Source organism: Mycobacterium simulans, from assembly GCF_900232995.1.
GTDB classification, from domain to species: domain Bacteria; phylum Actinomycetota; class Actinomycetes; order Mycobacteriales; family Mycobacteriaceae; genus Mycobacterium; species Mycobacterium simulans.
Genome location: NZ_OCVX01000003.1, coordinates 594871 through 607164, shown reverse-complemented (window position 1 = coordinate 607164; position 12294 = coordinate 594871). Strand labels below are relative to the sequence as shown.

The 12294-nt window shown below is 64.4% G+C and carries 9 protein-coding genes; 7 read left to right on the top strand and 2 right to left on the bottom strand.

The genetic code is table 11. The features are described from left to right. The first annotated feature begins 290 nt into the window (after nucleotides 1-290). The 3 genes from MSIMFI_RS03570 to MSIMFI_RS03560 all read left to right on the top strand — a co-directional run bounded on the left by MSIMFI_RS03570 (nucleotide 291) and on the right by MSIMFI_RS03560 (nucleotide 1692). The gene (locus MSIMFI_RS03570; protein WP_191496159.1) at nucleotides 291-695 is read left to right on the top strand and encodes a hypothetical protein; all 405 of its coding nucleotides are present in this window, start codon (nucleotides 291-293) and stop codon (nucleotides 693-695) included. Nucleotides 696-757: 62 nt separating this feature from the next. After that, a complete protein-coding gene (locus MSIMFI_RS03565; protein WP_191496158.1) occupies nucleotides 758-1369 on the top strand; it encodes a hypothetical protein in 612 nt (203 codons plus the stop codon). A gap of 56 nt (nucleotides 1370-1425) precedes the next feature. After that, nucleotides 1426-1692: a phage holin family protein gene (locus MSIMFI_RS03560; RefSeq protein ID WP_191496157.1), complete on the top strand. Its 267-nt coding sequence runs from the start codon at nucleotides 1426-1428 to the stop codon at nucleotides 1690-1692. Between the two features lie 461 nt (nucleotides 1693-2153). Here the strand turns inward: MSIMFI_RS03560 and iniR are convergent, their stop codons facing one another. Beyond that, the gene (gene iniR / locus MSIMFI_RS03555) at nucleotides 2154-4598 is read right to left on the bottom strand and encodes an isoniazid response ATPase/transcriptional regulator IniR (RefSeq protein ID WP_191496156.1); all 2445 of its coding nucleotides are present in this window, start codon (nucleotides 4596-4598) and stop codon (nucleotides 2154-2156) included. A 153-nt stretch (nucleotides 4599-4751) separates the two neighbouring features. Here iniR and MSIMFI_RS03550 point away from each other — a divergent pair, with 153 nt between their 5' ends. The 4 genes from MSIMFI_RS03550 (at nucleotide 4752) to iniC (ending at nucleotide 10898) form a co-directional block, all read left to right on the top strand. Further along, nucleotides 4752-5297: an Rv0340 family IniB-related protein gene (locus tag MSIMFI_RS03550; RefSeq protein WP_191496155.1), complete on the top strand. Its 546-nt coding sequence runs from the start codon at nucleotides 4752-4754 to the stop codon at nucleotides 5295-5297. A gap of 315 nt (nucleotides 5298-5612) precedes the next feature. Further along, nucleotides 5613-7493 (top strand): IniB N-terminal domain-containing protein, encoded by a 1881-nt coding sequence (locus tag MSIMFI_RS03545; protein WP_191496154.1) that lies wholly within the window; start codon nucleotides 5613-5615, stop codon nucleotides 7491-7493. 106 nt (nucleotides 7494-7599) lie between these two features. Then, nucleotides 7600-9420 carry an isoniazid-induced dynamin-like GTPase IniA gene (gene iniA, locus MSIMFI_RS03540; RefSeq protein WP_191496153.1) on the top strand — a complete coding sequence of 607 codons (1821 nt, stop codon included), beginning with the start codon at nucleotides 7600-7602 and terminating at the stop codon, nucleotides 9418-9420. Then, nucleotides 9417-10898 (top strand): isoniazid-induced dynamin-like GTPase IniC, encoded by a 1482-nt coding sequence (gene iniC, locus MSIMFI_RS03535; protein WP_191496152.1) that lies wholly within the window; start codon nucleotides 9417-9419, stop codon nucleotides 10896-10898. Before iniA ends, iniC begins: the two co-directional genes overlap by 4 nt. Here the strand turns inward: iniC and MSIMFI_RS03530 are convergent. Continuing rightward, a complete protein-coding gene (locus MSIMFI_RS03530) occupies nucleotides 10895-12232 on the bottom strand; it encodes an MFS transporter (RefSeq protein ID WP_191496151.1) in 1338 nt (445 codons plus the stop codon). The two genes, iniC and MSIMFI_RS03530, sit on opposite strands and share 4 nt — an antisense overlap. Nucleotides 12233-12294 lie beyond the last annotated feature (62 nt).

Sequence of the window (12294 nt, the reverse complement as noted above, 5' to 3'; positions counted from 1 at the left end):
GTGTGGATAGGTAGGCTGAGGCTTCTTTGTTGTACAGATTCTATGATTTTGAGGGGTGACGGACTCTGCCAAACCTTCGGATTCCTGATCGAGATCGCGATCTTCTTGTCAGCCTGCTGAAACTTGAGAGTGACGAAGCTCAGAAACTGCCGAAGGAGATCGACGAGTCTGATGGCAAGTTCGCCACAATAGCGGATCTCCTCAGTAAGCGAGGAGTCGACGGTCGAGCCGCCTTTGCCGCCGTTATGTCCTTAATGGCGGCCGGTCGCCGATACAGAATCTCGCCACAGGTGTTGGTCGCCAGCTTGAAGGAATCTTTTGACGTTGAGGGGGCGGGAACAGGTCTTTTCGCTCTGCTTCAGAGCGCGACAGTACGACGGTTTGCGAAGGCACTAACTTTGCATAACGAGTACGAACGCATCGTCACTGATACCCGCATACTTTCAGATATTAGGCCTGTTTTCGACGACGACGAAGGTGATCCCGCTATCGAGGCAGTAATTGTCAATCACACGTTGCGCTTTTCTTATACCGCTGGCGACGGGGATCATGAACTCCACTTTGCGCTTGATGCCTCTGACTTGAAAAAGCTCAAAGCCCAAATTGAGAGAGCTTTGGAGAAAGATAAGGCCTCGCAGGCCCTAGCTGAGACCGCTAATGTAGTCGTCCTACAACCGATGGAGGACTCCGAGTGAGCACTAGGTGCTGGCCAGCGGATGACTGGACAACCACGGATGTAAACATCTCGCCAGGCAGCGTGATCTTCGACGAGGTTGCCGCTTCGGATGATCAGCTGGTTGTCTTCGATGACGCCGATCAGCCCGGCGGCGTGTACTTCATCAGTTCGGGCGTCGGCGCGGCGGAGCTCGACCGGTTTGCGTCGGTGGCCGCTGGCCATAGCTGGAGCAGGAACCGGGCAACCAACCGAAGGATCCGCTCCGCAGTAATCAAATTTGTCGCACCAACTGCGGCGAACGTTATCCAATCGGTGGGTGTCGTTTCAGGGGCTATAACACAGCATCAAATTGAGCCTCAGCGGTTGATCTCGTACGTATTGGGGCGCCACCTGCCTCGGAATGAGCCCTTGGATGTTGCAGATCCGGATCTCTCAAATCGCCTGATAAATGCGTTGGACGCGGCGACTTCCGATTTTCGTACCGTCGCATCTCTTGCTGACGAACTAGGTGCACCCGAGAATGTTATCAGGCACGAACTTGAGCGCCTTGGAGATCGAGTTCGACGTCCTCTCGGGCAGGAGAATCGCTATCCCGATTGGTATCGGCTTACGCAAAGGGGGCCGACGCGTCAGGAGCGGCTAGGGCGCCTGAAAGCTATTCTGGGATTCGCCGCAATGGACGACGACTTCTGACAGTGTTTGGTATTACCGGCACGGCCTCCGTCTTTCTATGGGGCGCGCTTGGAGGGTTGGCTACACAACTCATCGCCAATGTGGCTCTGATACTGCAACGCCAATTTGCAGGACACCACTCGACACCAAAGCGGTTCAAGTCATCCATGTTCTGGGTGGGCGTGGTAGGAAGCGCCATGCTCGGTGGGCTCATCGCGTGGTCGCAAGGCGATGTGCTCGTCAACACGCACCAGATCGCTGTGCAGATTGGCCTGGCATGGCCTGCGCTACTGGGTGTCGTTATCAACAAGCAGGATAACCCAACCCCGGGCTCGGCCGACTAGTCGTTTGGCCTTCAATTGAGGCGGCCGCCTAGCCGCCGGCCAGGCGCACGAGCCGAGTTCATCGCGAGAGCGCTCAACATGCCGTGTCATCGCCCTTGAGGCATTCGCAGCGTTGATCCATCTGGCCAGCAGGCTGATTGATTGACGCCAGCCTCTCAGCTGCTTTCTGGCGGAGGATCGGTTGTGTCGTGAATCGCCGGGTTGCGGAGCGCCGTCTGCCGCGTCCCGTTTGTGTCGTTCGATCCCTTAGTGTCGTTGGGACAGCGAGTTCAGTGCCGCAACTTGCCGAGCTTGCGGCTCAGAACTTTTGGGTATGCGATGTCAGCTCGCAGTCCATCTTCGGCCCCTATCGATCATCAAGCAGTCGATCAACGGCCAGGCGCGCCAACTTTACAAACGCTGGACTACGCCGACGAGGCGGTCCGACGTTTGCCAGCTAGAAAATACCGGTCAGTGGCGGCTCAGGTCTGCGGAGCCAACATCGCGCGCAGCATGGACAACATCTCCGTGCGGGAGTTGGCGCCCAGACGGCGCCGGATCCGGGCGACGTGGTGCTCGACCGTTTTCGCAGAGATGAACAATTGGGCGCCGATGTCGCGGTAGGGCATGCCGAGCAGCAGCAACTCGGCGACTTCGCGTTCGCGGTCGGACAGCGGAGAACCGGTCGGGGGGTGGCGCACACGAGCTGGAGCGCCCGCAGACTGCTCCGCAACGCTTTCGCTGGGCACCTCGCCGGGGGTCTCACTGACCGCGGAGCCCAGCTTGAGGTCGCGGGCCAACTGCAGCATGGCCCCCGACACCCGGGCGTCGGGAGTTTGCAACGCTGCCTGACCGGCCAGCCGCGTCGCCTCAGATGTCAAACCGACATGGGATAGCGACCGGGCCGCCGCGGTGACCTCGTCTGCATCGACCTGATCGGCCAAGACCCGCAGCCAGCTTCGTCCGGCAATCGATAGCGCCCGGGCAAGGGCGCTATCGGCGCCGCTGAGCGCCTGTCCGTGCGGGGCCACCGACTCCGGTGAGTTGGCGAGGATGCCGGCGTGTACTCCGGCCCAATGCAGCGGGACCGACCACAACGCCGGATTGCCCAGCGAATCCAGCACAGTAAACGCTTCGGCCAACGGGTGTTGCAGCCGATCCACGTGGCGCATTCGGGCGGCCGTGACCCACAGTTCCCCCAACGGCAGCAGCGAGAACAGGTCGATCGAGTACTCCGCAAGTACCTCCATGGCTGCGTACCAATGCTTTTGCAGCGCACCGGTATCGCCGCTGCGACGGGCTATCGCCGTCTGCAGAGCCGCCGCCCACAAGGCGTCGCGTCGGTGCAGGTTCGTCGCGGAGCCGGCCTGGGAGCCGGCCTCAGCGGCGTCCGCGCTGGCCGACGGCAGTTGTCCCTCTTGCATTTTGATCCAGCCGGACAACAGGAGATGCCGAGGTCCGAACGCCGTTTCGCTGCCAGCCCGCACAGCTCGCCCAATCACACTGCGGGCCCGGACCGGATCTCCTGCGTGTATCGCCACCAGGGTCACCAGCGCCGCTGGGCTGTCCGGAAGGATTTCGGCGAGCGGTGATTCGGGCGCCAGGGCCTGGCCCAGACGGGCCATGGCGATCGGATATGGCTGATCCATGGTCAGCAACAGGCCTTCGGCGAGGCTGCGTGAGGCACGCGCCGCCATCGTGGGCGGACCGGCGTCGTTGAGACGCAAGGCCTCGCGCGCCGTCGCCAACTCACCGGTCGCCGTGAGCACGAGTGCGGCGGCCGCGCCGACTACCGCATCCGGATACGGGCCTAACCAGCCGAACAGGTCCGCCGCTTGACCCGCGCTTCCGTCATGTGCGGCGACGCTGGCCGAAATCCGCACCGCCGCCGCGCGTTCGGCGGAGTCCGTCGAGCCGAGCAGATCGTCGGCCAGTAACGCCGCGGCCGCGCAGTCACCCGAGAGGGCCAGCGCGTCAGCCAGGCGCGAGGTCAGTCCGGTGGCGCCGGCGTCGATCGCCGCCCGGTACAACCGGGCTGCCCGCAGCGGGTCGCCGCGGACCTCCGCGGCCTGGCGCGTAAGAATGCCCGCGAGCCGATCGTCGTGCAGTCCGTGTCCGGATAGTCTCAGCGCGAGATTCGGTGACACCGTCGAAATGTCGAGTTGTGAACGCAAAAGCGAAGTTTCGACCTCGTGGTGGCGCGTGTTGCCGACGATCTGGGCGATTGCGTCGTGCACCGACTGCAGGAATGCCGGGGTGTGCGACGGGTCAATCAGTCCGCTGGCGCGCGCACGATCCACCAACCTGCCGGCATCCGTTGTCGAAACCTTAAGCGCGGCGGCAACATCCACGCTCCCCAACTCATCGGTCAGCGACATGATGAGCAGGGTGTCCAGGGTGGGATCATCGAGGCGGCGCAACCGCTCGATGAGCGCGATCCGTGCCGCCTGCGTCGGTGGCGGCGGGCCGTCGGATACCGCATGAACCAGGAATGGCAGCCCCGCCGTGCAGTCCAGTAGCTGCTCGGCGACCGGCAGCGGGCCGAGTGATATTCGCGGTCGGTCCCGTTCGATCGCCATCGTTAGGGCCCGCAGTGCGGGGTGCCGTTCTTGGGGCTCGGTGGCTGCCACGATCGTGGTGCGGGGGTCGACGGCGTAGTCGGCGAGGCGTCGCAGTTCGGTGTCGGTGAGCAAGTGGGCATCGTCGACCACCAGGGCCGCATCGAGGGGGCCGTCGTCGCCAGGCGAAAGCGCTAGCACCTTAAGCCCGGCGCCACGCAGCGCGGTGCGGGCGGCGGCCAGAACCGAGGTCTTGCCGGTTCCGATGCCGCCAGTGATCAGAACCTTCACCGGAACCGTCTCCGCGTTGGCGAGGTCACGGAGGGTGCTGTGCACAGCCGGAGGAGTCTGGTTAGACGAAACGGTCACCGCTTATGCTCCCTACCCCGTAACCCCAATTTCCCCTAATGAGGCAATCCCCTAATGGTGCCGTACGCCAAGTGGGTTTCGCACCGATCACGGCGGCGCGTTAACCAATTAGCATCGTGGTGAACGCTTGCAAGGTGGGTGAGGAGGTGCAGGATGGCAAACTCGTTGCTCGACTTCGTGATCTCACTCGTGCGCGACCCCGACGCCGCCGCGCGCTATGCCGCGAATCCCGCGCAGGCGATCGCCGAAGCCCACCTTACTAACGTGACCAGTGCTGACGTGAACAATCTGATCCCCGTGGTGGCGGATTCGCTATCCATGGTGGCACCCGCCGGGGCCGCCACCGCTGGGGCACAGGCGGCCGATCATGGCAACGTATGGGCAAGCGGTGCGGCAACTGCCGCGCTCGACGCGTTCACGCCACACACCCCGGCCGTTGTTCACCAGCACGGTCCGGCAAGCGGCGTGATCAGTCATCCGGCCGATTCTGGACCCGGCGAAGCGGCCCGTGATCCGCAACCGACGGGGATTGATTCACATGAACCGTCGGTACTGCTCGCTGGGGCGGAAGTGCCGCAAGACCCGGTTGACCACGGAGTTTTCGGCGAAGACGCGGTAGCTGCCTGGGACGACTCGGTCGTTCACCCGCACTCGGTCGACCCTGATCACCACGGCTTCGGTCTTCCCTTTGAGCATTGACCCCGCATCGGGCTCGAGTGTGAACTCACGGCTTTCAGCGGGTATCCAGGGCGCGATCCGGCCGGTTTTCGCGCCCAGAATTCCCTCTCAAAGGCCAGGATTCACACTCGAACCGCCACGGCTTTTGCCTCCACAGTGGGTCCCCCGATTTCCCCTAATCCCCTAACGAGATGGGCCCGTCGACCCCTGTCGGTACTCGACGGGCTGGGGGATCAGACCCCGATTCCGGACGGGGTCGGAATCCATAGCGTTTATGGCACAGCGCCGGTCCAATCCGGCTAAGCGCTTCACACATCCGATTGAAGGGGAACGAAGATGACCTCGCTTGTCGACTACATCCTGAGCCTGTTTCGCAGCGAAGAGGCGGCGCGGTCTTTCGTCGCGTCTCCAGGGCAAGCCATGACGAGTGCCGGGCTGATCAACATCTCGCCGGCGCAACTCTCGTCGGTGGCGGCCAGCACGGTGCCCGGGCTGACTCTCCCGGCCGACGACCCGGTCGCTGGTCTGCAGCAAGCGGTTTCCGACCAGTTCGGCTTCGCTTCCGCATCGGATACGGTTCTCGTTTCCGACCCGGTCGACGCCGACCCGAGCTACATGGCCGCCGGTGGCGCCGGTCTTGTTGCGAGCGACGCCGGACTCGTGGCGGCCGACATGGGCGCTGGCATAGGGGGTGGCCTGAGCGCCGGTGTGGGCGGGTTCATGCCTGGCTTTGCTTTCGTTGCGCCAACCGGTGGCTTCGGTACTCAGGTGGGTCTGGGTGCTCAGGCGGGCCTAGGCTTCAGTGTCGGCTTTGAGGCTGAAATTGGTGCTCAGATCGGTGCTGGCCTGGGTGTTGGCGTTGGTGGTCAGACGGGTCTGGGCGCTGGTTTGGGCTTTGGTCTTGGCGGGCAGGCCGGCATCGGCGCCGCGGTCGGCGGCCAAGCTGGTATTGGCCTAGGCGGTTTCGCGGGAATCGGTGGTGGCATCGATGGTCAAGTCGGTCTCGGTGTCGGTGGCCAGGTCGGCGCCGCAATCGATGGTAGTGCGGGCGCTCAGGCAGGCATCGTTGGTCGTGCGGTTGGCAACGGCCAAATCGGTGTCGGTGCTCAAGCCGGCATTGGCGCGGCTGGTCAGGCCGGCGGCGCTATTGGTGGTCAGGCCGGGATCGCAGGCCAAGCGGGTCTCGCAGGCCAAGCGGGTCTCGCAGGCCAAGCGGGCCTGGCAGGCCAAGCCGGTCTCGCCGGCCAGGCCGGCGTTGCCGCCGGTGGGTCGGCCGGTATCGCTAGCCAGGCGAGCCTTGGTGTTAGCGGGCAGGCGGCCTTAGGTGGTCAGGCCGGTGTTGCGGCCGGCGGTGGACTGGCCGGTGTCGGCAATGTCAGCGGCCTGACGGGTGTCGGCGCCAACGCGGCAGTGAGCGCCGGCGCAAGCGGCCAAGCCGGTTTGATCGCCAGCGAGGGCGCTGCCTTGAACGGCGCTGCTGCTCCGCACGTGGGCGGACCGCTAGGCGGCGTCGGCGTGGGGGGTCAGGCCGGTGCAGCCGGCGGCGCGGGGCTGGGCATCGGAGGCAACGCGCTAGGTAGCCACCCGACCCCGACACCTCAACCGGCAACCATTGCCACTGCAGGCGGAGCTGGCGTGGGAGCCCAGACGGGTGCCGGTGGCGTTGCGGCCGCGGGCCCCGGAACCCAGGCGGGCATTGGCGCCACTGGCGCCGGTGGAGCCGGCGCCGGGACGCACGGCGACATCCTCGGCCACGAGGGCGCCTCGCTAGGCGGTGGCGGTGGCGTCGCAGTCGGCGGTGGTGTCCCAGCCGGTGGTATCCCCGCGACGGGCGCTCCTCCGGTTGAGCATGGCCCGACCGTCCCAGTCGGCCAGGGTCCGGTCATCCAAACCGGAGCTGGTGCCGGCGGCCAGGTGACTCCTCCGTCGGGCGGTCCCGTCATCCAGACGCCTGACGGCGCTGCGGGTCATGGTGGCGCCAACCCGCCGGTGATCAATGCTCCGGCGCCACACGTCCCGGCACCGGCTCACCCGGCTCCTGCCCCGGCCGAGCATGCACCCGTGTTTACGCCACAGCCGCACGTGCCGGTCGAGCAGCCAACCCATCACGAGCCGCCGAGCCCCTCGGTGTTTGGACATGAGCCGCCGGTGACATACACACCGCCAGCGCACACCGAACCGCCGTCGCACGGCCCGGCCGACCACCACGGGTTCTGATTCGACCGACCCAATGTCACACCCGGCGGGGGCCTCGATGGTCCCCGCCGGTTCGTCCGCATACCGTGATCCGAAGTGCAAGCGATCGAGAAAGTGGGGTAAGACGGTGACTCGACCGGATGACCCGCGACGGGTCGGCGTGATCGTGGAATTGATCGATCACACCAGCGCGATCGCCGAACTCAACGATCGCGATGATCTGGTGAAGCGGTTGGCCAGGGCCCGCGAGCGAATCACCGACCCGCACATCCGGGTCGTGATCGCCGGGCAGCTCAAACAGGGCAAGAGCCAATTGATCAACTCGTTGCTGAATCTGCCGGTGGCCCGAGTGGGCGACGACGAGGCCACCGTGGTGATCACCCTCGTTAGCTATGGCACTCAGCCGTCGGCCCGGATCGTGTTGGCTGCCGGGCCCAACGGCGAAACGGCAACGGTTGACATTCCGGTCGATGACCTCAGCACCGACCTGCGCCGCGCACCGCAGGCTCGCGGCCACGAAGTGCTGCGTCTCGAGGTCAGCGCACCAAGCCCACTGCTGCAGGGCGGATTAACGTTCATCGATACCCCCGGTGTGGGTGGCCACGGGCAACCTCACCTGTCGGCGACGCTGGGACTGTTGCCCGATGCCGACGCCGTATTGATGGTCAGCGACACCAGCCAGGAATTCACCGAACCGGAGATGTGGTTCCTCCGCAAAGCACACCAGATCTGTCCGGTCGGCGTGGTCGTCGCCACCAAAACCGACCTCTATCCGCACTGGCGCGAAATCGTCAACGCAAATGCCGCACACCTGCAGCGCGCCCGGGTATCGATGCCGATCATCGGAGTGTCATCGCTGTTGCGCAGTCACGCCGTCACACTCAACGACACAGAGCTCAACGAGGAGTCCAACTTCCCGGCGATCGTCAAGTTTCTCAGCGAGAAGGTACTGTCACGCGAAACGGACCGAGTACGTGACGACGTGCTCAACGAAATCCGCTCGGCGACAGAGCAATTAGCGTTATCGGTAGGTTCGGAGCTTTCGGTCGTCAACGATCCGGGGCTGCGTGAGCGGCTCACCGACGATTTGGAGCGGCGTAAGCAGGAGGCCCAGGATGCGCTGCAGCAGACCGCGCTCTGGCAGCAGGTGCTCAACGACGGTTTCACCGACGTGAGTACCGATGTGGATCACGACCTGCGCGCGCGCTTTCGCGCCGTAACCGAAGACGCTGAGCGCCAAATTGATTCGTGCGATCCGACGCAGCATTGGGCTGAGATCGGCGCCGACGTGGAAGATGCCATCGCCACCGCCGTCGGGGACAACTTCGTGTGGGCCTACCAACGCGCCGAGGCATTGGCTGACGACGTTGCCCGCAGCTTCGCCGACGTGGGCCTGGACTCGGTGATGTCTCCCAAGCTGAGCGCACGCGACATGGGAGGCGATTTCGGCCGTCTCAAGGCGCTGGCCCGGCTGGAGTCCAAGCCGCAGGGTAAGGGCCAGAAGGTGGTCACCGGCATGCGGGGTTCGTACGGCGGCGTCGTGATGATCGGCATGTTGTCGTCAGTGGCCGGGCTGGGCCTGTTCAACCCACTGTCGGTGGGGGCCGGGCTGATACTCGGTCGCATGGCGTACAAGGAGGAAAAGCAGCATCGGCTGCTGCGGGTGCGCGCCGAGGCCAAGACGAACGTGCGCCGCTTCGTCGACGACATCTTGTTCGTGGTCGGCAAGGAATCTCGCGACCGGCTCAAGACGCTACAGCGCACGATACGCGACCACTACCGCGATCTCGCCAACGAGATCACTCGGTCGCTCAACGAGTCATTGCAGTCCATGCTCACCGCCGCGCATTTGGAAGAAGCGGAGCGCGACAACAGGATTCGTGAACTGGAGCGACAGTTGAACATTCTGAACCAGGTCACGGACAACCTGAACAAGTTGGGGCCGTGAGTACCAGCGACCGGGTCCGCGCGATTCTGGGTGGGACCATCGAGGCTTACCGGGGCGAGCCGGCTTACCGGCAGCGCCGGGACGTCTTCTACGAACTGGACCGTATCGGTGCGCGCCTGACCGAACCGATCCGCATCGCACTGGCCGGCACGCTCAAGGCCGGAAAGTCCACGTTGCTCAATGCGCTGGTCGGCGACGACATCGCCCCCACCGACGCCACCGAGGCCACCCGGATCGTGACCTGGTACCGCCTCGGCCCCACCCCAAAGGTGACCGCCAACCACCGCGGCGGCCGGCGATCCAACGTGCCGATCACCCATGACCGTGGGCTGTCGTTCGACTTGCGCGCGATCCACCCAGCCGACGTGGTGGACCTCGACGTCGAGTGGCCCGCCGAAGAGTTGGCCAATGCCACCATCATCGACACCCCGGGGACCTCGTCGTTGACGCGCGATGCCTCCGAGCGCACGTTGCGACTGTTAGTGCCCGACGACGGGGTGCCGCGGGTGGATGCGGTGGTGTTCCTGTTGCGCACCCTCAACGCCGCCGACATCGCGCTGCTCAAACAGGTCGGCGAGCTGGTGGGCGGTTCAGCGGGAGCGCTGGGCATCATCGGGGTGGCGTCGCGCGCCGACGAGATTGGCGCTGGCCGCATCGACGCGATGCTGTCGGCCAAGGACGTGGCCACGCGTTTCACCAGCGAGATGAACCAGATCGGCATCTGTCAGGCGGTGCTGCCGGTGTCCTGCTTGCTCGCATTGACCGCACGCACGCTGCGTCAGAGCGAGTTCGTCGCATTGCGCAAACTCGCCGGGGTCGACAATGCCGAACTCAACAAGGCGTTGCTGAGCGTGGACCGTTTCGTCCGGCCGGACAGCCCGTTGCCAGTGGACGCCGGCACCCGCGCGCAACTGCTGGAGCGGTTCGGCATGTTCGGCATCCGAATCTCGATCGCAGTGCTGGCCGCGGGTGTCAGCGACTCGGCGGGGCTGTCCGCCGAACTGCTGGAGCGCAGCGGGCTGACGGCGCTGCGCGACGTGATCGACCAACAGTTTGCGCAGCGCGCCGACATGCTCAAGGCGCACACCGCACTGGTGTCGCTGCGACGGTTTGTGGAGGCGCACCCGGTCATGGCCACGCCCTACGTCATCGCCGATATCGATCCCCTCCTGGCCGACACCCACGCCTTCGTAGAACTTCGGCTGCTGAGTCAGTTGCATTCGAGGACAACGACTTTCAACGAGGACGAAATCGCGTCGCTGCGCCGTATCCTCGGCGGATCGGGGACGAATCCGGCTGCCCGGCTCGGCCTGACGACCCAGGATCCCCGAGAGGGTCCGCGAGCAGCTTTCGCGGCGGCGCAACGCTGGCGCCGTCGCGCCGAGCATCCGATCAACGACCCGTTCACCACCAGGGCCTGCCATGCGGCGGTGCGCAGCGCCGAAGCGATGGTGGCGGAGTTCGCCGCGCGGCGTTAGCGCGGTTGAGCCTCCAGCGGCCTGTCTAGCGAGGTTCCCCTGGTCTCCGGTAGGCGGTACGTACAGACAAAGCTGGCCACGACCAGCACGGCCATCACGAGTTGAATGGTCCAGCTGCCATAGTGAGTTCGCAACGGGCCGGCAATTACCGGCGGTAGAGCACCCCCAATAATGCCGGCGAGGTTGAGTGCTAGTGCAGAGCCGGTGTAGCGATGCCGCGTAGCGAACAGCTCGGGCACAAATGATGTCATGGGCGCGTAGGCGAGCGCTGCGATCGCATAGATGCCGACAATGGCCAGCGCAAACAGGACAGGATCGCCGGTGTTGATCATTGGAATGACCGCAACGGACCAGGGCAAGCCTAATGCCCAGGCGCACAGTATGATTGGGCGGCGTCCGAGTTGGTCGCACATGCTGGCCGAAAGCGCCACCACTGCCGTCCACACCACGCCGCCAAGCACCCCTGCAAACAAGATCATGTCCTGCGAGAACCTGAGGTGGTCGTGGGCATAGCTTGTCAGATAGGTGCTACCCATGAAGACGAAAGCGTAGACGGCCACGAAGCTGCCTGAAGCGAGAGCTACGGTGCCCGGCTGCCTGCGGATCACTTCGGCGATCGGCGCCCGAGGTGGCTTGCTATGTGCGAGTTGCGCAGTGAACACCGGGGTTTCGTTGATGTTGATTCGTACGTATAAGGCAAAGGCAATCAGCAGTGCACTCAGTAGGAATGGCACGCGCCATCCCCACTGGGTGAACGCCGCACTTGTGCCACCGATGGTGAGATTCACGCCCAGAAAGGTCAGGCTGGTCAGGACCAGGGCGATGCCGACGCCAATCGGTGTGAACATCCCATACCGGCCGCGTTTGATCGCTGGAGCGAATTCGGCGCCCAGCAGTGCTGATCCTGCCCATTCGCCGCCGACGGCGAACCCTTGCAACAGCCGCAAGGTGAGTACGATCAATGGCGCGGCTACGCCGATCGTTGCTGCACCGGGCGTCAGCCCCACCGCCAATGTGGACAGTCCCATAATCAGCATCGTGGCCACCAAGGTTGCCTTGCGGCCCAGGCGATCACCGAAATGGCCAAAAACGGCCCCTCCCAGAGGCCGCGATACAAAGGCCGCGGCAAACGTTCCCATCGACGCGATCGCTGCCATCGGCGGGCTCAAGTTCGGGAAAAACACGGCGGGAAACGTCAAAGCCGCCGCCGTGCCATAGATATAGAAATCGTAGAACTCGACGGTGCTGCCCATCATGCACGCGACTGCGACTCGCTTGCCGGGGTTGCAGCTTGGTGAAGCTACTACAACGTCGTGAGCGGGCTGGCTAAGCATCGGCCGATGCTACAAACCGGCGTGTCGACGCTCAAATCGACTCGCGGGCATAAGATCTGGGT